This is a genomic window from Pseudomonas fluorescens group sp., from assembly GCF_020093335.1.
In the GTDB taxonomy this organism is placed as follows: domain Bacteria; phylum Pseudomonadota; class Gammaproteobacteria; order Pseudomonadales; family Pseudomonadaceae; genus Aquipseudomonas; species Aquipseudomonas petroselini.
In genome coordinates, this window is record NZ_JAIOKW010000004.1 from 243,268 (window position 1) to 269,428 (window position 26,161).

A 26,161-nucleotide genomic window follows, 5' to 3' on the forward strand; every position below is an offset into this window, starting at 1 on the left:
CTCACAGCTGGTTGCTCCCCAGATTCCGCGTTACACCTCTTCGCAACTACTCCCACTCAGTATATGGGCCGTAGACATTGAGTTCCTCACTGACTGCAGAGGGTTTCATCATGGGTAACGACGAAGAGCTTTCCAACCATCCAAACCAGCGCTTGATCAAGCTCCCAGAAGGGCGCTCACTGCTTGCGTCTTACTCAAACCAGCAGCCACCTGAAAAGACGCCGCCCGTGCAGCGTACTTTCATCGACCCTCGTTACCTGGTGCCATGCCCCTCCGACCTGTCTCTCAATTCGACGGAAGCCTTCAAAAAGGTTCGCCTCGAAGATTTGGTACTGTACATCCCCGCAAATACCCAGCCGGTGCAAGGCGTCGATGCAGGTATCAATCTCGTCGCGATCACGATGCACAAGGAGGGGCTACTGATTGCCTTACTGCCATTTCTGGAGATGGCAGCCCTGGATTTCGTGGAACTGTTCTGGGGCGATCTGAGCAACCCCGTCGCATCCACCACCATCCACCAGCATGAAGTGGATAACGCTGAGGTGATTCCCCTGTTCGTACCGTCGGGTGCGATCACCGACGGTAATGTCTATCCGGTGTTCTTCCGGGTGACACGCCTCGGCCTGGCGGTAGGAGAAACAAGAAAATTCGCACTGAAGGTTGATAAGGTGAAACCCGCCGGGGACAACCCGGACGGCTACAGTTTTGTAAACACGAACCTGCCCAAGCCGATCATTCCCCAAGCGTTTCTCGACTTTGGCGTTACAGAAGAAGATGCCCAAAACTGCATAGAGATTCGCGTCCCCTACTACCCTGCCGATACCTCATTGTCACCACGCACCCACCGCGCGGTGCGTGATGTTGTTCGCCTGAAAATCGGCGACGCACTATTCGAGCACACCGTGTCGCAGCCAGAAGCGGATCACCATGACGACATTGTCTTCAGGCTGTGCATCGAACACTGGCTTCAGATCGGCAGCGGCTCTCACGTCGCTGAGTGGAACGTGATTGATGAGTGCGGAAACTACTCGGATGGCTGGTCGGTCGCCGAATTCCTCGAGGTCTTCCTGAACGATGGTTCAGAGCCATTGTTGCCCCATTGCTTCTTCGATGAGGCTCCGGAAGACATCCTCAACCTCGATGAAGTCAGTGGCGATTTTGTGACGATCGTCGTTCCAATCGCGGGTAACGGCTACCGATTGGGCGACGTGATCAAGGTGACCCTCACCGGCAGGACGGCGGATGGGCAAACGGTGAGGAAAACCTACAGTTCCGATCCACTGACATCCACCACGACGCGCCAACTCAGAATTCCATGCCCGGTAAGCGACCTGATACCGTTGATCAGAGGGCAGGCTCGACTTCGCTATGAGCGAATCCGCTTTGGCGCGCCGAATAGAGGCTCACACCTCACGCTGGTCAGTGTGATCGGCACCGCCATTCCCGGTGGGCTTTACGCCCCGACATTTCGGGAGGCTGTCGATGGGATTCTGATTGCGGATACCCCCATCATTAACATCGACATCCGTAAATATCATGGACAGGACTTCTTTGACCGCATCACGCTGAAGCTGTTGGGCCGCTACCCTAACGGTAAATTTTACTACCACGAAGAATTCAAAAATGCAGGTACAGGCAATGTGGTGTTCTCGATTATCAATGGCCCCGAGGGTGATATTGCCAAATTGGCAGGTGGCAGCCTGACTGCTTCTTATACCCGTCAGAATAGCGAGGGAACAATACCATCCCCGGACACAACCGTTTATGTCGGTGCCTCTACGGCCGTACTGCCCGAACCGAGGGTGCATGAGGCTCCGCCGCCTGATTACGTATTTGATCCGAACCAATCCACCGGTGATGCCACCATTGAGGTTGACCCCCACAACGATATCAAAGTGGGGGATACGGTCACCCTGCACGCTGAAGGCACTGCGCCAGGTGGAAGCGCTCCGCCACAACCCTTCTTTGTCTCAAACATTTGGAAAGACCGGCCGCTGCCTTTCACGCTTAAGCGCCAGTACATCCTGCTCAATCAAAGCATGAATATTTTCTACGACCGCGCCCGCCCAGGCGTTGCACCACGCACTTCGAACACCGTACCCATGAAGATCCTCGCAGTGCGCCATTTGCCCGCGCCTTTGGTTTACAACAGCACCCCCGTGGACGACGGAAACGCGACCATCAACCCGGTCATTGCTGACAACACGCCAGAGGTGACGGTACGCGTGCAATTTGCACCGATGTCTTCGAACGACTTCATCAAGCTCGAACTGCAAGGCAAGCCCGGTGCGACGCTGCCGTCCATAACGCCCCAATACGGCAACCCAACTACGGGTTTCGTCGATTTCAAATTCTCCAACAGCGTCATCGGCGACTACATTGGAAGCGTCCTGCGTCTTCAGTATCACGTCACAACCAACGGCGTCACCGATGACTCAAGGGTGCTGAATCTGCGCGTACTGGACTTCAATGAATTACCCGGCGGCAATCCACTGCCGCAGCCAAGACTCAATAGCCTGCCATCCGGCTCAACCATCGACTTGAATACATTCAACACCGATTGCTGGGTGAGCCTGGTGCGCTGGACGTTGAGCCGGAAGGGCCAACGGATCTGGCTCAAACTCCATAGTGTTGGCGCAACCCCTTTGACACTGTTGAACGGCCATCCGATCGACCAGACGCAGGTCGATAATGGGATAGTGAATGAAAAGGCAATGCGTGATTGGTTTACCGTACTTGCGGATAGCAGCCAGGTGACGGCAACGGCAGCCGTCACTTTCAATGGCGATTCAAATGAACTGACCGCCAAGCCCTTTCCGTCGAGCAACTACACCATCACAGCGCTTCGGCTCTATGATTTGACAGACTTTGAGTTATTGTCCTGGAATGGCTGGGTCAACATCATCAATGTCTTGGGCGCGATCAGAAACGTCAACAACAACAATTTCTGGTATGTGAAACTCAATAATGGCAGCCCTCTCTTTCCCGGCGTCATTAAAACCTTTTATATCAAGAGCGGTAAAACCTACGACTTGAGCTTCAAAATGAAGGTGGACTTGAACCCCTATCTACCCCAGGTATTCATAGAGTTCGGCACTCAGTCACAATCTTTCACCCATGTTAATCCCGGTGTGTGGACCTCACACTCCCGGACCTTTGCATTGCCTGCCGGGGTTCCCTCTCAGTTCTTGCCTATGCGCATCTACTTCAAGAGTATTACCTCAGGGGCAGAGTTTTCACTGGATGATATTTTGGTTGTGGAGCGGCCATAGATTCATTGCTCAAGACCGCTGCCGGGTGGCGACATAGCCACCCGACAGCAGCACATTGAAGGCAATAAAAAAGGCCTCTCTACCGTCAGGAAGAGAGGCCTTTCAATGGGTGATTATCTGGGTATGCATCGTTGAAGAGTTTCATTGAAATCTTGTCCAGCCGGGCACTGTCTTGGCCGCCTTATCCACCGTTGGGAATCAGTGTCGTACCTGCAGGTGTAATACCAACCCGGCGATATGCTTTTGAAGGTGCCTGCACGAGTGCAGACAGGATCAAGCCCTGGGTACTCACTCGACACCGTCTCGGAAGGGCCACTGGCACAAGCGGCAAGCAGCACAGCGACACCTGCCGCCAGTAATACCTTGGGGACAGTACGCATAACTTTCTTACTCATAAAATGATGCATGGGAATCTCCTGATTAGGAATGCCCCTCCAGTTAGCCCCCAAAAAAATAAACCGCCTACTGTCATATTTGACAGGTTGGCGGTTTGTCCGACAAGCGGAAAGTACTGCACCGGCCGCGCTTAGAACGCGTAGCGCAGCCCCACATTCACACCCAGAGGTTGCTTGATGTTCTTGCCCACGCTGCGCTCCAGGTCCGCATGCATGCTCAAGTTCTGCGACACCGACATCGCCATACCCGCCCCCAGCTTCAAACGTGAGCCCGACAGGTCGTTGTTGAACGAGTTGTCATTAACAAACACTTTGTTGCTCTGGTCGAACTCATGGGTGACTGCGGCTTTCAAGTAAGGCTGCAGCACGCCGCCGCTGTCGAGTTGGATATTATTGCCGGCAGTGACGCCCAACTCACCGATCACCGAACTCGAACGATCCCCCTTGGCGCTCAGGCCGTTGTCCAGTGTGTAGCTCTGGGCCTGGGTGATCACCGCCGCCAATTGGCCGTAGGGTTCGACGAAATAGCCGTCATCCAGCGTGATATGACGACCGAACTCAGCCGAGGCACCTGTGGCATTTTGCGTGTAGTTGCCCTTGCTCTTCTTGCCATCGCTCATGGCCACGTTGGACTCATTGTGCAGGCGGTTGAACTTGAGCACGCCGTCGAAGTAAAAGCCGCTTTCGCTATCCAGCCACGTTGCATAACCGCCCACGTAGTAGCTGTTGATGGTGGCTTTGCTGCCCAGGTTCAAGTCCAGGTCCGATTGGCTGTGGCCGGCCATTGCACCGATCAGCCACTGCCCATCGCCGGCCTCCAGTGGTGCATCCGCACCCAGGGTGAAACCGCGTTGGGTCTGGTTATAACCCAAGCCAGTCTTGTCGTTGGACACTTCATACTTATTGCCGTAGGCACGGGTCCACAAGCCAGCGGTCTGGCCACCGTTGAAACGCAGTTCGCCCATGCGCGTACGCAGGTTGGTCATTTCCCCCAACAACACGCTCGGCGCCGCGTTGAACAACGCCAACACCGAGTTGGTGCTCGGGCTGATGACCTTGCTGTCCGGGTCCAGGTACCAATCCTGATTCTGGTTATCCGCCGTCAGGTCGTAAGAATAGGTACCGCGGTCGACCCGACCGCCCACCAGGCTGAAATTCGCCACACCGTCGGCGGTGTGCACCATGTGCAGGCGCTCGTTCAACGGGTCAGCCCCCGTGGCGGCGAGCAGTAACTGATGGTGACCAGCAGACGTACCCGTTACGTTCAGGAAGTCGCCGGTCAGCGAGCCGAAATCCGCCTTCATGATGAACGTACCGCCGGTGCCGGAGAGGTTAGCCACGTCCAGCTTATAAAAGGCTCCGGACTCGCCGAACTTAACGTTACCGCCGTTCATCGACAATGTGTTGAGCGCCTGTTGGCCATCCACCATCACCCAGGTGGCGTCGCTGTTGACCGACAGTTTGTCGACATTGTCCAGGCGACCGGTCAGCACCGAGCCATTGTTCAGGCCAACGTTGGCGCTGCCGCCGCTGTTGATGATGTCGCCGTTCATGAAGGCGAAATCCATGTTCATGTCCAGGGCGCTGTCTTTGCCGACTTGGATATTGCCACCCAGCGTCGTGTTGGAGACATTGACATCGGCCGCGCCGCCGTGGGCAAGCTCAAGCATGTTGCCGTTGCCGCCGACCAAGGTCGTGCCATTGTTGATGTTGATCTCGGTGCCACCGGGGTAGTCCACCAGGATGGCAGCCCCTATTCCGCCCACCACTTCAGTCTGGTTGAGGTTTAGCACGGAGGGGTTATCCACCGTAGGCAGGCGATACGCCACAATGCCGTTGGTGCCGCCGTAAATTCGGCCGCCCTGGGTGGTCAATTGCCCGTCGTACGCTCTCAAACCAGCGTTTGCACCGCTGACCTGAGTGTTATGCAGGGCCAAAGTGCTGGAGCCGCTGAGCACAATGCCATCTGTGGCGCCAGTCACGTCGCTATCGAACACTTCCACGGCAGAGCCGCGGTCCGAATTGGTGCCGACAATCATGCCTTCGGCACCGCCGCTGTAGATCGAAGCATCGCGCACGGTACCTTTACTGCCATAAAGCGCCACACCCACTTCAGTACCGGCGGTGTTCTTGACAGTGCCACCGCTCATCGTAAAGGTCGAATCATAGGCTTTAACCCCCAGGATCCTGGCCCCATTCGAGGTCAGGGTGGCCTCGGTCACGTGGTAGCGATCAACTAACGTGTCAGCGTCAATGACGACGTTTTGCCCAGGGTAGATATTCAACGCCTTGACCTGTGTCGCCGCCAAGGCGACAGGCATGACGGCCAATACTCTAATAGCTAGTGATAAACGAGAAAGAAGAAATGTTTTTTCAGTGGACATGCTTAAGTACCTCTAGTCGGTGACTGAACAAGCCAAGCGATTTAAAGGTCCATCGACTCTGGCTTTCAGAAGCGGCAAGGGTACGGATCAGGCAGGGAGGTTCATGTAGGGATCGTCCAAGGCGACGTAGGACTTTCCTTAATCACAGCAGGTCGTGAAATTTGAGCCTGCAGGGGCTCGCTAAAAAAGAACGGTACAAACCGTCACGGCTACCCATGACGGTTCATACCGGGCGACGCGTTTAAGGAGTAGGCAGAGCACCGCAAACGGTGGTATCGGCGTTACGGCGGCTGACATAGAGAATCGTCGGTAGGGATTGGCCTGTCGTCACCCCGTCGGCTTTGAGTACGGTGTAATAGAACTCTACTCGCCCCAAAATCGCCGGCTGGACATACGTGGCGAAATCCGCGACGAATTCTTCGCCATTGTGGCCCGGCAGGCTGTGATCATTTACGACCACAATCGGAGGCAGCATTTCTGCTTGGACCAGTATGTTGGAGGACTCCAAGCCCTCTCCATACAGGGTCCAGAAACGCCTGATCGTGTCACCTGTTTTCAGATTGACCGCATCCTTGATTCTTGTGTCGATGCCAAGCTCAACAAACTGCTTGCAACTGATCGAGCGCAAGGTGCCGCCCGCACTCACGGATTTAGGGAATTGTGCCAGCGCCAGGTTCGTCAGTTCACTGGCAAACACATCAACCGGCGTAGACAGGGACGTGTCCATGTTGGGGTTCACACCATTCGTCAGGCTGTACCAGACGGGTTTGTCCAGTCCGTTAAGGCCGGCAGCGATGATTGAGGCAGGAATAGTGAAGGAAAACGTCCCTGAGTCAATTTCAGGCTGCGTCACGGTATGAGGGGTGGGGGTGAAAATCGGTATCCCGTCCCAGTAGAGCTGAAGTTGGTGCCCTGGCATCGCTCCGATATACACACCAAATGCGGCGGTAGCAGGGCCGTCATCACCCGGTCCAATCTCGTTGGTGAGTCCGTCGAAGGAGGTTACCGTAATCTGCGGCAGGTAATCCCGGATGGGACCGGGGCCTCCAGGTTCTCCAGCGGCTGACCGGAAGTCTGCAGCCACCGAAATAGAGTTGGACCATGCTGAAGCCGTGCCGCCATCCACCACTTGGTAACGTAGGTTGGCTGTACCGGCAACAGTGATCCCATAGGCCGCGAAGAGAATGAGCCATGGAATTTCAATCTTTGCGGGGTTTGCAAGGGTCGGCTCGGACGACAATGCAGCCGGGAACACGTGCCCACCCAAGTCGATGTTCAGGGTTTGGCCAGGTCTATAATTGGTCCAGCCAAAAATATGCACTTCCGCCAATTTCAACTGCGCGTCCCGAAGGTCCAACGGTGCCGCGGGTACTGCGGGGTCGGTCAAGTTCGTCGGCTGGGGCGTTAAAAGATACTCAACCTCTCTCAACTTCGTCGGATAAATTGTTGAGTTCTCGGAGTAGTCAAAGTAACGGAACGACAGGTGCTCTACACGTGACCCCTTAGCGACAACTTCATCTTTAGTGAGAGAGACAACGACAGGTAAAGTATTAACCGGCAGACTGCTAACAACTTTTATTGGATCCGCATCTGTAACATTCCCATACAACCAAAGCTCATCCATTGCACGTGCAATTAGACGCCCTGGAACAGTAATATCAAGTGCATCGCCATTCGCGGCCAGTGACTCCAGCGTGACCTTCCCACCTACTGCACCGCCTGTCAACGTCACAGCATCCAATAAAATCCCACCAGCAGGGCCAATAGTATCGACGTTCACCAATGTAGTGTTGGACTGCTCGTTACCCCCCGATCCCAAAGCGATCTCATAACTGACACGATACTCCCCATGGTTCGATACATCGACATCTTTGATAGTTACTGCCAATGGCCAAACCAGACTCGACAATGGCTTAGGTCGTTCTATAGGATCTCCATAAACGACGCCATTCACGAACAACCGAAACACATCAGGGTTGCTTCCAGGAAGCGGAAAGGTATCGTCCCACATATCAACTTCAAGCTTGACGCCTTCCGTTTGCGCAACGATAGTTTTCATCAGATTAGGCGGTAAACCGACCACTGGAGGCAGGGCATTGGTAACTCTGAGGTCATCCACAGCTCTAGGTCCGTGGGGCGCAAGACCATGGGGAACAGGGGCCTCCAAGGGATTGACGCATTGAGTAGCGCTACTATCGTTGCCCTTCGACTTCTTTTTTTGATCGACTGAAGCTGCTTGAGTGTTATTTGACTTAGCCATCACTGCTTACTCCTGTAAGTTAAATGATTCACGCTCGTCACCCGACGCACGCGAGGGATGAGAGCTTAATTAGACATCACTCAATCAACTTGCACAGCCTGTGAAACTTGACAGCTGCACAAATGCACAAACTATGCATCTGAATGACAGACCACCTAAACAGCTGCCTTAATAACAAACACGCTAAAAACCAAACACCTTTAACACCAATTACTCTAAACAAACCTAAGTTTTCGATTCACTCCAATGCAAAAACATCATCAGATTTTTCATAAATAAAAAAGGGCTTTCGCCCTCTTTTATTTCAGCCAACGTTTAAACGCCGCCACTATGCGGCCCCAGGCACGTTCCACCACCCGGTATCTTCAAATCGATATAGATAAGTTTCCTGGAGGACAACCCGGTCTCCCCCGTTGCCTTGAACAGACGATACTGCACAACCGCCGAGCCGAAATCCTTCACCAAACCCGGCAATGTGATCAAGCTGAATGGCTCGATACGGATCTCAACTTGGCCTCTGTCACGATCATCCGATGTCAGGCGATGCTCAAAACTCACCTCGGTACCACTGAAGGGCTCACCACTGCCATTTTTTGACGGGTAACTTTTCCAATATAAATGCACGTAATCACCGGTACTGAAATGAGTAAAATCCCAGAGTATGCCAATGAACACCCCTTCATAAGGTTCCGGTTTGGTACCGCACGCAATAAAGAACAGAGGGCTGTCATTCAATAGCACCGGACTCTTGAGGCCGGTCAGCGTGTCGAGGGTTACCCGTACAGGCGTTGAAGGGCTGCGCTGCCGGTTTATGCCGTTGTCTGTCCAGTAATAGACTTCAGCGAGGTTGACGGACGACGCCACTGCCCAGGGCACCCACAGCGTGATCAACTTCCCGGCCACGTCCCCCAGCTGTACGTCATAGGCCGCGACGATAACGTCGTCGCTGTTCCAGCACAGTTCAAGGCGTTCGCCTTGTTGCGGGTTTTCAAACAATCGCACTTCTACCCGCACCGGCCCGGGGCTATCAACGGAAGTCAGCACATTGTCGCCGGTCTTGCCCTTTATGATGGGGACGGCCAGCTTGCGATTGATCGGATCAGGCCCGCTGGGGTCCGGACCGGCCACACGCATATCTACATCATAAAAGCTGTCCGGTGACGGCTTGGAAGCGCTGCCTTGCTCATACACATAGCGCACACGCAATGGATAACGCGTAGAGAAACCACCGGCAGCAATAACAGACCACGGCACAGGCCTGAGAATCGGCCAGTGCTGCACATCGCCAATCTCTTGGATGCCGAGGGAATGAGTATTCCAATAGGTGTAAATTTTGGCCCCCGCTTCTGCGCCCTCTATCCGAGGGATGGTTACCGCCAGCTCTTTCGGCGGCCAGGTATCTTCAAAGAGGACCACACCCGTCAGCTCAGCCGGCTCAATGTAAGGACGAGGCAGGTCCGGCAACACAACCGGAGAGGCCTTGAGCTTGAGTGCATCAGAAAACTGCCCCACATTGCCGCCTCGATCCTCAAGCCGACAGGACACGAACCTGTCACCGCTACCGCTGGCACGCACGTGCGCCTCAGGAAGGGTGAACGCGATGGGCGCGCCTTGCACATGCGCTCTCGTAATGACAAAGGTGGCAGCCAGGCTTAGATCAGGAAGTGTTCCGTAATAGACGTAGATCAAATCGCCAATACGCATATCAAACCAACGCACCAGCCAGAACGGTATGCCACCGTGCGTGACCAAGTACCCATCCGTCACCTCAGTGCGAGCCTCGTCATCCACCTGCACATCCGGGCCAGGGTTACCACCATTCGGAGCGGTTTTGTCGACATTGACGAAGGTTGGAAATGAGTCGCTCGGCCCAATCAATCTGGCGCTGACATTATAAGTCAGCCGATGGATGCCCTCGGTCGACAAGATCGATTTGGGTAAGTACTGCACCAACGGAAAGATGTCGTCAGGGTTGTACGGACCTTTAATAGGGTGGGTATGCACAGTGTCGCCATTCCAACGATATTCCACCGTTGTCACCATGTCCTCCTCATGGAGGTTGAATGGCCAGACCCGTGCAATCGTAACTTCCAGATCCTGATCATGAAGAGCAAGCGGCAAGGTCCGAGCTGCTTCGTCCCACTCCAAATCCAGTGCCTGGGAAGGGTTAGGCGCGTCCAGCTCAAGTATCGTCGGGTCACGCATCGGCTTCGTGGCCGCTCTTGACCCATGAGGGGGCCGCCGGCCTGAGGGCAGGTTCGAATCAGACATGGTCACGCTCCTTGAGCAATCAATCGAGGATCGACCCGGGCGATCAGCACGCTCAGGTCCGGATACTTATTGAATGCGCAAAAAAAGCGCGCGGATACTGTCAGAAATAACAGGGCTCCGCCGTTACCGATGAACGGCAGCCTGCCGCCCCAAGGGATTCAGGCAGGTGGCAACACCCAGTTGATCGGCGTCTCGCCATTCTGCTCAAGAAACTTGTTGGTGCGACTGAAATGCCCGCACCCCAGGAACCCGCGATATGCCGACAGCGGCGACGGGTGCACCGAGGTCAACACCAGGTGCTTGGTGGCATCGATCAGCTTCTGCTTGCCCTGGGCATGGGCGCCCCACAGCAAAAACACCAGGTGCGGTTGATGCTCGCTGACCACTTCGATAATCCGATCGGTAAAGAACTGCCAGCCCTTGCCCGCATGGGCGTTGGCGTTGGCGCGCTCGACGGTCATGGTGGTGTTGAGCATCAGCACGCCCTGGTCCGCCCAGCTTTGCAGGTAGCCGTGATTGGGGATGTCAATGTTCAGGTCGCGCTTGAGCTCTTTATAGATATTGACCAGTGACGGCGGCGCCGGCACGCCCGGTTGCACCGAGAAGCACAGGCCGTGGGCCTGGCCGGGGCCGTGGTACGGGTCCTGGCCGAGGATCACGACTTTGACCTTGTCCAGCGGCGTGGAATTGAGCGCGTTGAAAATCAACGGGCCGGGCGGGTAGATCTCTTTGCCGGCGGCATGTTCCTGGCGCAGGAACTCGCGCAACTGCGCCATGTACGGCTGCTCGAACTGATCCCGCAGGGCGTGTTTCCAGCTGGGTTCGAGTTTGATACGGTCGTCTTCGGTCATGGTTGAATAGTCTTGTCAAAAAGAATGAGGCGAACCCTAGGAAAGCCGACCCCGCTTGTCAATTGATCTGACACACCACCGACACTTTCCTACGAAGCGATCATACTCATCCTTCAACGTATCGATTGAGGTCACGATGAACCTGCACTTCGAAGAGCTGACCGGCAGCGACGGTGCCCGCATCGGCATCGCCAGCCTCGACGCTGAAAAATCCCTCAATGCCCTTTCCTTGCCGATGATCCTCGCCCTGGGCGAACGCCTGGATACCTGGGCCAAGGACCCGAACATCGTCTGTGTACTGCTGCGCGGCAACGGCCCCAAAGCGTTTTGCGCCGGTGGCGAAGTCCGCAGCCTGGCGCAGGCCTGCCGGGAACAGCCAGGGGTTGTGCCGGACCTGGCCGCGCAGTTTTTTGCCGCGGAGTATCGCCTTGATTACCGCCTGCACACCTACCCCAAACCGCTGATCTGCTGGGGCCACGGCTACGTGCTGGGTGGCGGCATGGGCCTGCTGCAAAGTGCGGCAGTGCGTATCGTCACCCCCAGCAGCCGGTTGGCCATGCCGGAGATCAGCATCGGCCTGTACCCGGACGTCGGCGCCAGTTGGTTCCTGTCACGCCTGCCAGGCAAGCTCGGGCTCTTCCTGGGCCTCACGGGTGCCCATATCAACGGCCGCGACGCTTTGGACCTGGGCCTGGCCGACCGCTTCCTGCGCGACGACCAGCAAGACGAACTGCTCGATGGCCTGCTGCAGCTGAACTGGCAGGAACAGACCTCGATGCAACTCAACAGCCTGCTCAAGGCGCTGGCCCAGGAAGCCGTCGATCAGCAACCCGAAGCACAATGGCTGCCGCGCCGGGCACAGATCGACGAATGGCTGGACGTGGGTGATGTGCGATGCGCCTGGCGCGCCTTGAGTCAATTGCGCGAACACGCCGACCCACTGTTCAGCCGGGCCGGCAAGACGCTCAGCGAAGGCTGCCCGTTGACCGCGCACCTGGTATGGGAACAGATCCAGCGTGGCCGGCATCTGTCCCTGGCGCAGGTGTTCCAGATGGAATACACCCTGAGCCTCAATTGCTGCCGTCACCCCGAATTCAGCGAAGGCGTGCGTGCGCGGCTGATCGACAAGGACCAGGCGCCGCATTGGCATTGGCCGGATATCAACGCGATTCCGGAGGCGGTGGTGCAGGCGCACTTCAATAAGGCGTGGGAAGGCCGCCATCCGCTGGCAGACCTGTCCGATTATTGATTAATTGTGGCCAATAAAAAGCGGCGCTTCCTGCGCCGCTTGCACTACAGACCGGTCAGCGATGACCGCCGCGACCGCCTCCATGGTCACCGCGGCCGTGCCCGCCATTGCCCCAACGATCGCCGCCCCAACCTTGGTTCGGATAAGGCCGGTAACCGGCACGCGGCCCGTAGTAACGCGGGGCCGGCTGGTAGTAGCGCGGGGCCGAGTAATAACGCGGTTGGGGCGCGTAATAGCGCGGCGCAGGGTAGTAATCACGGCGGTACGGGTACGCCGTGCCACCCCCGTAGTAATACACCGGCGCCGGTGAGGTGTAGACCTCGGATCGATAGTAGCTCTGGCCTCCATCGTAATAAGGCACACAAGCAGAAAGGGTCAGACCGAGTAAAGCGCTGAGCAGCAGTCGTCGATACATGGCGGCCTCCTGGACCGCGGAAGAGCACCTCCAGCGACGCGGGAGGGCGGCATTCAGCTTTCACTGAATGACGAAATATCTGACATCAAAAACGGAATCTGGTGCGTTCTTGCAACAGCTTGATACATCTGCGCGAGCTTTATCGATTCAGTTAATTTGTCTGGATCGAAACTTTGTCGATTGCGATGATGTCACTATGACACTGCACCAGGCCAGGGAGGCTCTACCGTGCGTCCTCCGTTACTACCGTCGGATTCAAGCCATGAAAATCTCAACCAAGCTGCTGCTTTCATTTCTACTGTGTGCGCTGGTCACCCTCGGGGTCGGCTTGTTGGGCATCAAAGGCGTGGTGCGCCTCGCCACGGCATTAGAGCTGACGTTCTCCAACAACCTGGTTTCCGTGAGCAACACCGCCGCTACCCTCAATGGCTTGGTGGCCCATAACCGGGGCCTGTACCGATTGATGGACGCCAGCAAAGGCGAAGTGTCCGCCCAGGATCGTGAACGCGTGCGCCAGGATATCGCCCAGGAACTCAAGCGCAGCCAAGCTGCGTACGCCACCTACCGCGCAACGCCGCTGGAAGATGATGAACGCGCAGCGGGAGACAAACTCGACCAGATCCTGCCCACCTACATCAGCAGCTCCGAACGCATCATGTCGCTGCTCGACGGCAACCAGGTCGATGAGGCCCGCACCCAGCTCAATACCACCAACAATGAAGTCTTCCGTCAGGCGCGAGAGCTGATCCGCGTGATGATCGAATCCAATAACCGCCAGATCAAAGAGGGGGCGGTCGCCGCCGACGAACTGCGCAACAGCGCGTTGACGTGGATGATCAGCGGCATTGTGCTGGCCTTCATCATCGCCCTGACTGTCGGCGTATTGATCACCCGCCTGATCACTCGCCCCATCGCTCAGGCCGTGCAGAGTGCACAACGCATTGCCAAGGGCGACTTGACCCAAGCCATCACCACCGAGCGTACCGACGAAGCCGGGCAACTGTTGGTGGCGCTGTCGGATATGCAGGGTGGCTTGAAAAGCACCCTGGTGGAAATCGCCAACGCGTCCGACCAGCTTGCATCGGCCGCCGAAGAACTGAGTGCAGTCACCGATGAAAGCAGCCGCGGCCTGACCCGCCAGAATGATGAGATCCAGCAAGCGGCCACCGCTGTCAACCAGATGACCGCAGCCGTGGACGAAGTGGCCAGCAACGCCGTCTCGACCTCTGAAGCCTCGCGCCAGGCCACCACCGAAGCCGAGGATGGCCGTCAGCAAGTGGAACAGGCCGTGTCCGGCATGAGTTCGATGGTGGTCGAGATTAACGACTCCACGCAGTCGGTCGCAGACCTCGCCGGCCAGGTGCGGGAAATCGGCAAGGTGATCGATGTGATCCGCAGCATCGCCGACCAGACCAACCTGCTGGCCCTCAACGCCGCCATTGAAGCGGCGCGGGCGGGTGAGCAAGGTCGTGGCTTTGCGGTGGTCGCCGATGAAGTGCGAGCGCTGGCCCATCGCACCCAGACGTCCACGGTCGATATTGAAAAGATGATTGGTGAAGTGCAGACCGGCGCCGACGGTGCAGTTGCGGCAATGAATAAGAGCCTGAACTGGGCCAACAACACCCAGACCCTGGCGCAGAACGCCGGCGAAGCGCTGCAACGGATCACCGCCAGTGTGGCGAAGATCAATGAACGCAACCTGGTGATCGCCTCCGCCTCGGAAGAACAGGCCCAGGTGGCCCGCGAAGTCGACCGCAACCTGCTGAACATTCAGGACCTGTCCACCCAGACGGCGGCCGGTGCCCATCAGACCAGCGCGTCCAGCCAGGACCTGTCGCGGCTGGCCACCTCGTTCAACGTACTGGTCAGCAAGTTCCAGCTCTAAGTAGCCCGGGCGGGGTCGGCCCTGTATCGTACAAGGCACAGCGGGAATCTCCGCAACCTTGCCCGATCCAGCCCGAACCTGCCCATGACCACGCCAACCCTTTGCCCCGCCTGCGGGGCCCGCAACGACTGCAGCCTGGCTGACCCACGTACGGTCGACCAGGCCTGCTGGTGTTACAGCGTCACCATCGACCCCGCCGTGCTCCAAGCCCTGCCCGATGAGTTGCGCAACAAAGCCTGCCTGTGCCCGCGTTGCGCCCAGGTCGATGCGCAGTTGCGTGGCGCTGAGCCGACGTAATGCGGGTTGATCGTTTCCTCAGCAACCTGCCGCGGTTCAATCGCAAGCAAGTGCGCCTGTTGCTGGTTGAGCGGCGCGTGTCGATCGACGGCGTGGCCGTCAGCGATCCTCATCATGAAGTGCGGACATTCAGCCGCGTATGCGTGGACGATGAAGTGCTGCAGGCGGGCAAACCGGCGCGCTACTTCATGCTGCACAAGCCCCAGGGTTGCGTGAGCGCCACGGCGGATCCGCAGCACCCGACCGTCCTGGATTTACTCGACGAGCCGGACAAAGATGAACTGCACATCGCCGGTCGCCTGGATTTCAACACCACTGGCCTGATGCTGATCACCAACGACGGCCAATGGTCACGGCGCCTGACGCAGCCGCAGACCAAACTGCCCAAGGTCTACCACGTGGAGACCGAACAGGACATCGGCCCTGAGTATGCGACGACCTTTGCCGGCGGCCTGTACTTCGCCTTCGAGGACCTCACGACTCAACCCGCCGAGCTGGAATTGCTTGGGCCAACAACGGCGCGGCTGAGCATCATCGAAGGTCGTTACCATCAAGTGAAGCGCATGTTCGGCCACTTTGATAACAAGGTGATCGGCCTGCATCGCGAGCGCATGGGCCCCTTGGTGCTGGATGCGACCCTCGCGCCGGGCCAATATCGTGCGCTGACTGACGACGAAATCCGCCAGGTCTGACGACCGTTCAGCCGGTGATGGGCAAAAAACTGCTCCATCGCCTTGCGGGGCACCCGCTCTGCTGCTTGAATCAGAATCACCAGTTTAAATATGACTGGCGAGTCGCCTATAACCTCCAAGAAACACCTTGCCCCGCCCGCGCTTGATCTACGGGCCTTCCCGGCAAACAGCCCGCCATAACAACACCCGTCGGCCAGCCGTCATCGGATCGACATGGGCCCTCACTTTCCAGGCGTATGCCTACCTGTCACATAGCTCGTGCAGAGTGATCTGCGCGCCCTACCCGCTTGCCAGGAGTCTTACGACATGAGGCCAGAAATCGCTGTGTTGGATATACAGGGTCAATACCGGGTTTACACGGAGTTCTATCGCGCGGACGCTGCTGCAAAGACCATCATCCTGGTCAACGGCTCCATGGCCACCACGGCATCCTTCGCCCAAACCGTGAAAAGCCTGTACCCACAGTTCAATGTGGTTTTGTACGATCAGCCCTACGCCGGTCGTTCCAAAATCCATAACCGCCATGAGCAAATGCTGACGAAGGAAGTCGAAGGCCAGCTCCTGCTGGAACTCATCGACCACTTTGCCGCCGAACACGTGCTGTCATTTTCCTGGGGCGGCGCCGCCACCCTGGTCGCCCTCGCGCACCGCCCTCGTCGCGTGGAAAAAGCCGTGATCAGCTCGTTCTCCCCGGTGATCAACGCACCGATGCGCGACTACCTGGAACGCGGCGTCGACTACCTCGGCAACCTCGACCGCGACCGCGTCGGCCACCTAGTCAACAGCACCATCGGCAAACACCTGCCGTCACTGTTCAAGCGGTTCAACTACAAACACGTGAGCAGCCTGGCCGAGCATGAGTACGGGCAGATGCACTTTCACATCAGCCATGTGCTGAACAGCGATCGCCTGTGCTACCTCAAGGCGGCCAAGCAGATCGATATTCCGGTGTTGTTCCTGAACGGCGAATGGGACGAGTACACCAGCGCCCAGGATGCCAAGTTGTTTGGGCAGCATGTTTCTAACAGCAGCTTCAGTACCATCCAGGCCACCGGGCATTTTCTGGACATGGAGCATAAAGCAGCATGCCGCGACAGTCGGGATGCGGTGGTGGGCTTCTTGAAACCGGAGCGGCAGGTCAGCCGATTGCGTTATCAACATGGCCAGACGCAGCATGCATTTGCAATCTGAGGTGCAAGCTTGTGTCGGAGCTGGCTTGCCTGCGACAGCCTTACTGAAGTGTGACTGACACACCGAGGTGTCGATATTGCAGGCAAGCCATCTCCCACACACATTTTTGAAGAAAAACTTCAAATCCCGGTGAACATCTGGTACAAAGTCAGCCGCTCTGAGCGGGTATAGTTTAATGGTAGAACAGTAGCTTCCCAAGCTTCCGACGAGGGTTCGATTCCCTCTACCCGCTCCACTCAAATTCGTGTTCCACGCCAGGTTGTTTTTGACGGGGGATGCATAAAAAAACCGGTCCTTTGAGACCGGTTTTTTTATGGCCGCGATTTGACGTATCAGCGACTTGCGTCGAGCATACCTGTACAAATCAATATTTTTGTACAACTATCACTCCAAGCACTGACACACCATCACGGAGCCGAGCAATGACACGTCTATTGGTTTCATTGTTGCTGGCCTTGAGCTTGGGCAGTTGCGCCAACGTAGGCGTCGAGCACTACGCTGGCCAACAGCCGCAACTGGACCTGGAGCGATTCTTCAGCAAGCCCGTCAAGGCTTGGGGGATTTTCCAGAAGCGCTCGGGCGAAGTGGCCAAGCGCTTTGAAGTGAACATCACCAGCCGACGCGAGGGGAACGCCCTGATTCTCGACGAGCGCTTCCTGTACAGCGACGGCACGCGTCAACAGCGGGTGTGGACGCTGACACCTGACGGCCCGGGGCACTGGCGCGGTCGAGCGGGTGATGTGGTCGGCGAGGCGATCGGCGAAGTGGCGGGTAACGCACTGCGTTGGCGCTACCGACTCAACCTGCCGGTGGACGGCTCAGTCTACGAGGTGAGCTTTGATGACTGGATGTACCTGATGGACGAAGACACCCTGATCAACCGCTCCAGCATGACCAAGTTCGGCGTCGAATGGGGCCAGGTCACGTTGTTCTTTCGTCGTCAGTGAATGACCCACCACGGGAGAGAATCATGAATCTGCACAGGCTGACTGAACTGGCAGTAAAAGGCGAAATTCGCGAGCTGCAGCTGCTGTCGCTGGAGGGTGGTTTCTACCTCGCGCGCGTCAAGCTGGATCATGCCGAAATGACGTTGCTGGGCGATGATGCCAAGCCGCTGCGCATCCGCTCCACCACGCATTTGCGCGATTTGTTGCAACGGGTTCCGCCGTTTCCCTGTGTGCTGGTGCAGCAATGCGTGCACGATGAAATGTGCGGTGTTCGGGAAGGGCCTATTGGTGCGTTGCGGGTTCCGTTTACGCTGGATTCGTCCGTTTAAGGCTGCGCATGTGTAGGACAGAACTGAGTTGCCGGTACGAAAAGAGGCAATCAATCCTCCCTCTCCATCCCCCGCTGCACCACCCACGCCAACGGCAACGTCACACACAACACCCCCGCCAGCACCATCACCGCGACCGGCACGCCCAATGCGTCCCCCACCCCGCCAAACACCACCGGCGCCAGCGCCCCGCCACCAATCGTGCCGGTGTAGAACACCGCAAACGCCTGCTCCCGCTTACCTGCACCCGCCAGGTCTGGCACCGCGCCGTACAGCACTGACGACGTGCCATTGAGCACCAGGCCCAGCAACGGCAACATCACCATCAGCCCGGTCAGCGGCAAATACACGGCGGCGACGATCAGCAACGCCGTGCTGCTTTCCGTCAACCACACCGTCCTCATCATGCCGATGCGCGCGCCCAGGTAGCCGCAGAATAATTTGCCGAACGCGCCACCAATAAACAGCAGGGTCAGGGCCAGGCCGATACCGGCGGTGCCCGCACCTTTGGCTTGCAGCAGAAACGGCAGGAAGGTGAGAAAACCCATGCGCACGGCGCTGTCGAGGGTGCCGGTGAGGATCAGTGCGCGCAGGCCGGTGACAGAGCCGGCTCCGATAGGCGACTTGTTTTTTTGGGTCGCCGCCGAGGCGTCCGGCTGGCGGGGAATCAGCCACCACAACAAGCCCGCCGCAGCCAACCCCAGCAATCCCAGGAACGTGGCACTGGCGCGCCAACTGATGACCGTGAGCAACAAGCCGACCAGACCGGGAACCAGGGTTTTGCCAATGTCACCGGAGAAGTTGTACTGGGCCAAGGCCTGCTTGATTCCGCCACCGTCCTCATAGGCATCGCTGATCATCGAGGACGCCAGTGGGTGTTGGGTACTGGCGCCCAATCCGCCCAACAGCAACGCCAGCAGTAGCATTACCAGTCCAGTGGCTTGCCCCACCATTAGATAAGCCGCCCCCGCGAGCGCGGTTCCGCCCACCAGCATCGGCACACGGCCCCAGCGTTTCGCGGCGCGGCTGGCCATGAGCTGGAACACCGCCATCATTCCTGAGTAGGCTCCGCGTAAAAGTCCGACCTGAGCGTAGGACAGCGCGAACTGCGTTTGCCAGATCGGCAGCAGCACGTAGATGACGTCGGTAAGGCCATCATGCACGGCATGGGCGCTGCAGCCGGCGATCAGCGTGCGTCGACGGGTTGATGAGGCGGGAGCGGGCACAGCAACAGTGTCGTTCATGGCGTCGGGATCAGTTCAGGTTCAGAGGGCTTCCAGCCGTTCAGGGCGATCAGCAAGGTCAGTATCTGGAAGGTGATAATCAGCGCCACACACCCGGTCCAGCCCCAGCGCTCCCAAATCAAAGCCGGGACAATCGCACCGCAACTGCCCCCCAGGTAATAGCACGTGAGGTACACGCCCACGGCACTTGCTTTGTTATCGCGGGCGGTAGCGGCAGTAAAGGCGTTGGCCGCCGCCTGAGCGAGAAACACGCCGGTGGAACTGAGGGCCAGGCCCACCACGATGCACCACAACGAAGGCACCAGGGTCAGCGCTGAGCCGCTGATGCCGAGCAGCGCAGCAACGCTTAGAAGTTCGGCGTGAGGCCGCGACTTGCTGAGGCGACCGGCGATGGGGATAACGATTAGCGCCAGCAGGAACACCATGTAAAGCGTGCCCAACGCCGCAGGTCCGAGGTTGAATGGCGGTAATCCCAGGTACAAACCTGCGTAGGTAAACGCTGCAACTTGGGAGAACAGCACACAAAATCCTACTGCGTAGGCCGCCAGCAAAGGCTTGCGAAAAACAGCCGAGAATGGGGACTGAACCTTCGTCGAGCGCGCACGACTCACAGGCAATAAGAACTGAATAAACCCGCCCACCATCAGGCTCAACACCGCCAAGCATTCAAAGGCTTCGCGCCAGCCCACGTATTCGGTCATCACCCCCGTGACAAAGCGCCCGGCAAAGCCACCCAACACAGTGCCCGCCACATACAAGCTGGTGACTTCCGTCACCGTGCCGCCACTCCAGCGGTCGCCGATATACGCCACGCTGGTGGCAAACACCACAGGGATCAACATACCTTCGACAAACCGCCACACGAGCACTTCGGCAAAGCTGTCGGCATAGGCAGTCATCAGCGCCGGCACCGCCAGCAGCAAGGCCGCCATGCTGATCACCGTGCGTTGCTCAAAGCGCCCGGTCAGCCGGCTGACAAACGGCGCAGTCATTGCCACGGCCAACGTTGTCACGGTGATACTCCACCCTGCTGCCTTGGCGCTGATCTGAAACTGCGTGGCAAAGGTCTGGAGAATGCTCTGGGTGGCGTACAGGTTGAGGAACGCCGCGCAGCCACACAGGAACAGGGCAAGGCGGGCACAATGCAGGCGCGGTTTCATGAAACCTCTCGTTTTATTTTGTGAGGTCTTTATAGAATGGCCGGTGGGTCCTGAACCAATACCGATTTCGGACCGATCAATACCCAAGGACCAGGATGCTCGACCTACGCAAGCTGCGTTACTTTCTGACCGTCGCCGAAGAACTGCACTTCGGTCGCGCGGCCATTCGGCTGCACCTGGCGCAGCCGCCGCTGACGCGGCAGATTTCGGCGCTGGAGACCGAGCTGGGGTTCAAGCTGTTTGATCGCACCAGCCGCACCGTCACCCTCACCGCTCAAGGTCGTTCATTCCTGCCCTACGCACGCGGCGTGCTGGAGCAGGTGGAATTGGCGCAAGTGATCGCCGGCAAGCTGGCGGCGGGCACTGCCGGGCAGCTGGCGCTGGGGTATGTCAGCTCGATCGCGTTGTCGGATCTGTTCAGCCAGGCGATCCAGGCGTTTGCCCTGCGGTTTCCCGATGTGCAGTTGACCTTGGTGGAGTGTGCCTCAGGCAGCCTGGGCGCGCAGGTAGCGGACGGTCGGCTGGATATCGGGCTGAGTCGCCTGTTACCACAGAGCGACGAGGTGCAAGCGCTGTCCTTGGGCGAAGAACGCTTGGTGGCCGCCGTGTCCAGTGGCAGTCCGCTGGCCAGTCAGCCGAGCGTCAACCTGGCGCAGCTCAGTGCCTACCCGTTGATTCTGTTTCCAGCGGATTATGGATCGGGGCTCAACCAGTCCATCGAACAGCTTTACCGACACCACGGCCAACCCATGCGCCCCGGCCCGACCGGGCGGCAGATCACATCGATCATTGCACTGGTGGCGGCCGGTCAAGGTGTGGCATTGGTACCGGCGTGCACGCAGAGTCTGATGAATAAAGGCGTGACATACAGGCCGCTGGTGGAGGGGGATGCGTGTGCAAAGTTGCTGGCTCTGACCCGAACTGAAACAAAAAGTGTGCTGGTGGATGCGTTTCTCGCCGTCATTGCACAGACGCTACATACTCGGTAACGCCTTAGCAAAACCCCGCAATACCTATCTCCGGCGCCATTCTGAGGCGCTCATACACTCCCTTTACCGCCTACCAGAATGCCGGTCATCGACCGCTGGTAGGTAGAGTATTGATAATTCCAAATCAGTGGTTATAGTCACCACCAACACACACCACAAGGAGGTGTTGTGGATAGCCGATATTTGATAGGCCACATTGTTGCGGACGGTTGGTACCTGGCGCGCATACGAGGCAGTCACCACCACTTCAAGCACCCGACAAAGCCGGGGCTGGTGACGATTCCCCATCCGAAGAAGGACCTGTTGGACAAAACAGCCAAGAGCATTTTGAAACAGGCGCTGCTGAGTTAATCGTCCGTGGAGGACAACAAACATGCTTTACCCGATTGCGATTTCAACCGGCGACAACGATCACGCCTGGGGCGTAGAGGTACCGGATATTCCCGGCTGTTACTCCGCCGGCGACGACCTGGACGACGCCATGGCCATGGCCCGCGAAGCCATTGAAGGCCACTTCGAGATCCTCGCCGAAGACGGTGCACCGATTCCCAGTGCGCAAAAGGTCACTTTACATGCCGCCAACCCTCAATACGCAGGCTGCACCTGGGCCGTAGTGGACATTGATGTCACCAAGTACCTGGGCAAGGCGCAGAAGCTCAACATCACGTTACCCGGCTATCTGCTGAACCGCATCGACGAATATGTGCTGCACCACCCGGAAGAAAAAAGCCGTTCGGGGTTTCTGGCGTCAGCGGCGCTGAAAGTGCTTCAGCAGGAACATTGATTAAGCCAATCCCTACAGAGGCTTCATCGTTCGCCTATCAGCATCGCAAGCACCCTACCCAGCCACAGGACACAGCAGAATGCTCCCGCGTGGACAAAAAACGTCGAGGCAGGTTCTTAGAAAAGTCGTGGGGTTAGTGCTGATAATCCCGCTACTGCTCCCACTGACGCCGATCCCTTTTGGCCTGGGACGCGTTGCATCGATAGCGGCCGTTGCCGGGTCCTTCTACGGTGCATGGTACGCAAGGCAACATGCCAGCCGAGGCCTGACAATCGGCGCGGCCATCATTGCTCTACTCAACCTAGGCTCAGTGGTCGCACTGTCAACGCCCTCGATAATCTGGTTTATCTTCCTGGTTTCCTGGGTCTATGGGTCAGGCAACTGGATTCACTGGCGTTTTTAGCCCGTGTAGAATTCCATCGCAAGAAACGAGTTTTCCCCAAGGCACGCAAGACGGATACTGGCGCCATACAGAGTCACGGATTACGCCCATGCCATACGAATACACGCTCATGCCCTCCCCCGTTGGCCAACTCACCCTGGTGGCGCGCAACGGCAGACTCGGCGCCATCCTGTGGGAAAACGAGCGCGCCAACCGTGTGCGCCTGGGTGAATTGCGCGAGGCCAATGACAGCCCGGTGCTGCTGGAAACCGAGCGCCAGCTGAAGGAATATTTCGCCGGTACCCGCCACCAATTCGAGCTGGAGTTGGATTTCTGGGGCACCGACTTTCAGAAGCAGGTCTGGCAGGCGCTGCTAACGATTCCGTTCGGCGAAACCCGCAGCTACAGCCAGATCGCGCAGCAGATCGGCAAGCCGAAAGCCGTACGTGCGGTAGGTGCCGCCAATGGACGTAACCCGATTTCGATCATTGCGCCGTGCCATCGGGTGATCGGTGCATCAGGCGGGCTGACCGGGTTCGCCGGAGGGTTGCAAGCCAAGCAGTATTTGCTGGCACTGGAAGGCACCGGCCAGGCGCAATTGGCTTTTTAAGGTCGCTAGCGACAAAACGTTCCACGTTGCTCATCACGCCAAATGTAAAAAGAAATTTCAAAGACGCGCTGCGGTCCACTCTTTCATCCCCCCCCTTCCAAAGGAAAAGCGGTCATGAAATTCTCTGCAGTCTCCCAGTCCCTGTCCCGTTGGGCAGGCAGCCCGCGTACGTTCTACGCGGCGATGGCGTTGATCCTGGCGTGGAGCCTGAGCGGGCCATATTTCCACTACAACGACACCTGGCAGCTGATCATCAACACCTCAACCACCATCATCACATTCCTGATGGTGTTCCTGATCCAGAACACGCAAAACCGCGACAACGACATTCTGCATATCAAGATCGATGAACTGCTGCGCGTTTCCAAGGATGCGCAGAATGCGGTGCTGAGCCTGGATGGGCTGGACCGTAAAGAACTGGAGAAACTGCGCAAGGAATACCGCAGCATCGGCGCGACGGGCAACGTCAATCTCAACAGCAGTTGCGGCGAGCACGTCGACGATGCCGCGCCGATCAAAACCGATTTGAACCAGGCATGAAAAAACGGCGGTTGGAGAAGCTCCAACCGCCGTTTTTCAGTTCAGGTGACAGACTCAACCGTCGCCTTGATGACCCTTGCCGTAAGTCGAGGCCAATGCGCGGGCTTTCTGCAGACGCTCCTCCAACTTAGGCAACGTCTCATCCACCAGGGCCTTTATTTCCGGCACATCCGACGCTGCACCTTCCTTTTTGAACAGGGCGATAGCGTCTTCGTTTTCTTTCACCTGTTGCGCTGTGTAGGCGGCGTCAAAGGAGTCGCCGTCCTTGAGTTCGGGCATCAGGGTTTCGGCTTTATCTACGATCTTCTCCCGCGGCGCCACCGGCAGGTCGAGCTTCTTGGCAATGGCCGCCAAATGCTGGTTGGCCAGGGTGCGCTCGTTGATCACCTCGATGGTGTAGTCCTTGATTTCCTGGGACGAGGTTTTGGCGTGGGCCATGCGACTGGTTTCGATATCAGCCATCCCTTTGGCCGAAGCCTGCTCGATGAATTCAGCAGGTGACTGGGCGAAAGCATTGCTGGCGCCGAGGCCCAGCAGCATCGCGAAACTGGCGGTGCGTAACCGGATAGCCATGCGGCTCATGATGGGTTCCTCCAGGGTAAAAATAAGTGCGGGGGAACACACCCCGCCCTGAATTCGAATTTTATGCGCGGCAAAGGTTTAGAAAAAACTCGCCAGTGCGACGAACGGTCGTCCTCAATTCAGGTGGGTTTGCTGCCGAACAGACCTGGCAACGCGTGCGCCAGGGCATTGATGGCGAAACCGATGAACATCACACCGCAGAGCCGGGTGATGAGGATTTCGTGCCGCTGATACACCGTGCGCACCCGCTGGGCGCCGACCACGCCGATCAGGATCGCGTAGGCCAGCACGCCGCCGATGAAGCTCAGGAAGATCAGCGAAGGCAGCATCGACCAGGTCAGCAACTCGGCACGGCTGGACAGCAACGCCGTAAACGTCGCCACAGCCACCGGGTACGCCTTGGGGTTGGTCAGGCCGAACAGAATGCCATGCCAGAACGGATGCCGTGCCGCGCCCTGAGGTGTATCGCCGCTGCGACGCTGAGTGCGAATCGCACGCCAGCCGAGCCAGAACAGGTACAGGCCGCTGAGCACGCCGAGCACATCAAACGCACTGCTGCCCACTTCCCGCGCGCCAACGATGGCGATTAATGCCGTCGAGCACCACACCACATCCCCCAGCAAATGCCCGCACAGGAACCCTGCACCCGCACGCCGGCCACGGGCGGCGCCGATGCCGAACACAGCCAACACGCCGGGGCCAGGCGTAATACCGTAGATAAATCCAGATGAGAGGACGGCGAGTAACAAGGATGGGGTCATGGGCGCGACTCAAACAAAGGGTCAAGAGGTACGGGAATTCTGCACCTTCCCAGGCTAAGGGTAAAACTTCATTCCCGCATAGGGCTTGGCACGACAGGCCCGCAGCCGTGAAGCCAGGTCACCGACATGAGCTTCAAGTTTGTGGCCATCGGGATCGAGAAAATAGAACGACGCCCCTTCGCTGCGGTTGTCACGCCACTCCTGCACATCACCTGCTCGCAGGCGTGCGACCAACGCGGTGAAATCAGCCGCCGCGACGGTAAACGCATAATGGGTGTAATCGGCCGCCGGCTTGGCGTCGCGCAGTGGATCGAGTGACAGACACAGCCATAGACCCGGCAGCGAAAGGTACGCGCCGGTGTCCCATGTGGCATCCAGCTGAAGTTGCAGCAACTCATGATAGAAGCGGACGCTGCGGTCCACGTCGGTGACAGCCAGGGTCAGGTGGTTGAAGCCGCAAAGCATGGAAATATCCTTTTCACATTCAGAACGCGCGCCCCCTCACGAACGGGGCAAATCATGGTGACGATGTAGTATGTTGCACCTGGAACACGCGAGAGGGTTATACCTCGATAGCCCTACATCGTTCCGTACCGTATCCAAGAGGGACGATTACAAGTCATGCGGATTTTCCATACGCGGCGACAGCCGCCCGCATCCTGGTAGCGGAT

General features: G+C 57.7%; 23 protein-coding genes, 1 tRNA gene and 2 pseudogenes. 16 read left to right on the forward strand and 10 right to left on the reverse strand.

From position 1 onward, the window contains the following. Positions 1–110: 110 nt before the first annotated feature. The gene (locus K7431_RS07195) at positions 111–3,272 is read left to right on the forward strand and encodes a hypothetical protein (protein ID WP_012722748.1); all 3,162 of its coding nucleotides are present in this window, start codon (positions 111–113) and stop codon (positions 3,270–3,272) included. A gap of 526 nt (positions 3,273–3,798) precedes the next feature. On the opposite strand, the gene K7431_RS07200 is transcribed toward K7431_RS07195, so the two are convergent. From K7431_RS07200 to ung, 4 genes are all read right to left on the reverse strand, one after another. Then, a complete protein-coding gene (locus K7431_RS07200; RefSeq protein WP_148270896.1) occupies positions 3,799–5,988 on the reverse strand; it encodes an autotransporter outer membrane beta-barrel domain-containing protein in 2,190 nt (729 codons plus the stop codon). Between the two features lie 304 nt (positions 5,989–6,292). Then, positions 6,293–8,311 carry a hypothetical protein gene (locus K7431_RS07205; RefSeq protein WP_043204944.1) on the reverse strand — a complete coding sequence of 673 codons (2,019 nt, stop codon included), beginning with the start codon at positions 8,309–8,311 and terminating at the stop codon, positions 6,293–6,295. Between the two features lie 315 nt (positions 8,312–8,626). After that, positions 8,627–10,582 carry a hypothetical protein gene (locus tag K7431_RS07210; RefSeq protein WP_148270895.1) on the reverse strand — a complete coding sequence of 652 codons (1,956 nt, stop codon included), beginning with the start codon at positions 10,580–10,582 and terminating at the stop codon, positions 8,627–8,629. A 158-nt stretch (positions 10,583–10,740) separates the two neighbouring features. Next, complete coding sequence (gene ung, locus K7431_RS07215; protein WP_012722744.1) at positions 10,741–11,433, reverse strand: uracil-DNA glycosylase; 693 nt, start codon at positions 11,431–11,433, stop codon at positions 10,741–10,743. Between the two features lie 136 nt (positions 11,434–11,569). Here ung and K7431_RS07220 point away from each other — a divergent pair, with 136 nt between their 5' ends. Next, positions 11,570–12,682 carry an enoyl-CoA hydratase/isomerase family protein gene (locus K7431_RS07220; protein ID WP_012722743.1) on the forward strand — a complete coding sequence of 371 codons (1,113 nt, stop codon included), beginning with the start codon at positions 11,570–11,572 and terminating at the stop codon, positions 12,680–12,682. A 55-nt stretch (positions 12,683–12,737) separates the two neighbouring features. Here the strand turns inward: K7431_RS07220 and K7431_RS07225 are convergent, their stop codons facing one another. Further along, on the reverse strand, positions 12,738–13,097 hold the full coding sequence (locus K7431_RS07225; protein WP_012722742.1) for a hypothetical protein: 360 nt from the start codon (positions 13,095–13,097) through the stop codon (positions 12,738–12,740). Positions 13,098–13,359: 262 nt separating this feature from the next. Here K7431_RS07225 and K7431_RS31390 point away from each other — a divergent pair. From K7431_RS31390 to K7431_RS07260, 8 genes and pseudogenes are all read left to right on the forward strand, one after another. Next, positions 13,360–14,124 (forward strand): annotated as a pseudogene (locus K7431_RS31390) (MCP four helix bundle domain-containing protein); the annotation flags it as partial. Beyond that, positions 14,119–14,982, forward strand: coding sequence for a methyl-accepting chemotaxis protein (locus K7431_RS31395; protein ID WP_412104498.1), 864 nt, complete (start codon positions 14,119–14,121; stop codon positions 14,980–14,982). The pseudogene K7431_RS31390 and the gene K7431_RS31395, both read left to right, overlap by 6 nt. An 84-nt stretch (positions 14,983–15,066) precedes the next feature. After that, positions 15,067–15,279, forward strand: coding sequence for a cysteine-rich CWC family protein (locus K7431_RS07235; RefSeq protein ID WP_012722740.1), 213 nt, complete (start codon positions 15,067–15,069; stop codon positions 15,277–15,279). Next, positions 15,279–15,971 (forward strand): pseudouridine synthase, encoded by a 693-nt coding sequence (locus tag K7431_RS07240; RefSeq protein ID WP_012722739.1) that lies wholly within the window; start codon positions 15,279–15,281, stop codon positions 15,969–15,971. Before K7431_RS07235 ends, K7431_RS07240 begins: the two co-directional genes overlap by 1 nt. Before the next feature lie 306 nt (positions 15,972–16,277). Then, positions 16,278–17,162 carry an alpha/beta fold hydrolase gene (locus K7431_RS07245; protein WP_012722737.1) on the forward strand — a complete coding sequence of 295 codons (885 nt, stop codon included), beginning with the start codon at positions 16,278–16,280 and terminating at the stop codon, positions 17,160–17,162. A gap of 161 nt (positions 17,163–17,323) precedes the next feature. Then, positions 17,324–17,397, forward strand: a tRNA-Gly gene (locus K7431_RS07250). Between the two features lie 187 nt (positions 17,398–17,584). Continuing rightward, a complete protein-coding gene (locus tag K7431_RS07255) occupies positions 17,585–18,109 on the forward strand; it encodes a DUF3833 domain-containing protein (RefSeq protein ID WP_012722736.1) in 525 nt (174 codons plus the stop codon). Between the two features lie 23 nt (positions 18,110–18,132). Continuing rightward, the gene (locus K7431_RS07260) at positions 18,133–18,438 is read left to right on the forward strand and encodes a DUF6482 family protein (protein WP_012722735.1); all 306 of its coding nucleotides are present in this window, start codon (positions 18,133–18,135) and stop codon (positions 18,436–18,438) included. A 50-nt stretch (positions 18,439–18,488) separates the two neighbouring features. Here K7431_RS07260 and K7431_RS07265 read toward each other — a convergent pair whose 3' ends face one another. Together K7431_RS07265 and K7431_RS07270 are read right to left on the reverse strand one after the other, a co-directional pair. Continuing rightward, entirely contained in the window at positions 18,489–19,682 is a 1,194-nt protein-coding gene (locus K7431_RS07265) for an MFS transporter (protein WP_012722734.1), read from the reverse strand. Then, a complete protein-coding gene (locus K7431_RS07270; RefSeq protein ID WP_012722733.1) occupies positions 19,679–20,842 on the reverse strand; it encodes an MFS transporter in 1,164 nt (387 codons plus the stop codon). Before K7431_RS07270 ends, K7431_RS07265 begins: the two co-directional genes overlap by 4 nt. Before the next feature lie 95 nt (positions 20,843–20,937). On the opposite strand from K7431_RS07270, the gene K7431_RS07275 reads away from it, so the two are divergent. From K7431_RS07275 to K7431_RS07295, 5 genes are all read left to right on the forward strand, one after another. Then, positions 20,938–21,831: a LysR family transcriptional regulator gene (locus tag K7431_RS07275; protein WP_012722732.1), complete on the forward strand. Its 894-nt coding sequence runs from the start codon at positions 20,938–20,940 to the stop codon at positions 21,829–21,831. 168 nt (positions 21,832–21,999) lie between these two features. Next, positions 22,000–22,182: a type II toxin-antitoxin system HicA family toxin gene (locus K7431_RS07280; protein WP_012722731.1), complete on the forward strand. Its 183-nt coding sequence runs from the start codon at positions 22,000–22,002 to the stop codon at positions 22,180–22,182. 22 nt (positions 22,183–22,204) lie between these two features. Beyond that, entirely contained in the window at positions 22,205–22,615 is a 411-nt protein-coding gene (locus K7431_RS07285) for a type II toxin-antitoxin system HicB family antitoxin (protein ID WP_012722730.1), read from the forward strand. A 491-nt stretch (positions 22,616–23,106) separates the two neighbouring features. Continuing rightward, positions 23,107–23,607: a methylated-DNA--[protein]-cysteine S-methyltransferase gene (locus K7431_RS07290; protein ID WP_012722728.1), complete on the forward strand. Its 501-nt coding sequence runs from the start codon at positions 23,107–23,109 to the stop codon at positions 23,605–23,607. A gap of 114 nt (positions 23,608–23,721) precedes the next feature. Beyond that, a complete protein-coding gene (locus K7431_RS07295; protein ID WP_012722727.1) occupies positions 23,722–24,147 on the forward strand; it encodes a low affinity iron permease family protein in 426 nt (141 codons plus the stop codon). A 54-nt stretch (positions 24,148–24,201) separates the two neighbouring features. Here the strand turns inward: K7431_RS07295 and K7431_RS07300 are convergent, their stop codons facing one another. The 3 genes from K7431_RS07300 to fos form a co-directional block, all read right to left on the reverse strand. After that, positions 24,202–24,729 (reverse strand): DUF4142 domain-containing protein, encoded by a 528-nt coding sequence (locus K7431_RS07300; protein ID WP_005785958.1) that lies wholly within the window; start codon positions 24,727–24,729, stop codon positions 24,202–24,204. Between the two features lie 119 nt (positions 24,730–24,848). After that, the gene (locus K7431_RS07305; protein ID WP_012722725.1) at positions 24,849–25,490 is read right to left on the reverse strand and encodes a LysE family translocator; all 642 of its coding nucleotides are present in this window, start codon (positions 25,488–25,490) and stop codon (positions 24,849–24,851) included. Between the two features lie 54 nt (positions 25,491–25,544). Beyond that, on the reverse strand, positions 25,545–25,955 hold the full coding sequence (gene fos, locus K7431_RS07310) for a fosfomycin resistance glutathione transferase (protein WP_012722724.1): 411 nt from the start codon (positions 25,953–25,955) through the stop codon (positions 25,545–25,547). A 111-nt stretch (positions 25,956–26,066) separates the two neighbouring features. Between fos and K7431_RS31085 the strand changes: the two are divergent. Continuing rightward, positions 26,067–26,156, forward strand: a pseudogene (locus K7431_RS31085) (type II toxin-antitoxin system RelE/ParE family toxin); the annotation flags it as partial. Positions 26,157–26,161: the final 5 nt, after the last annotated feature.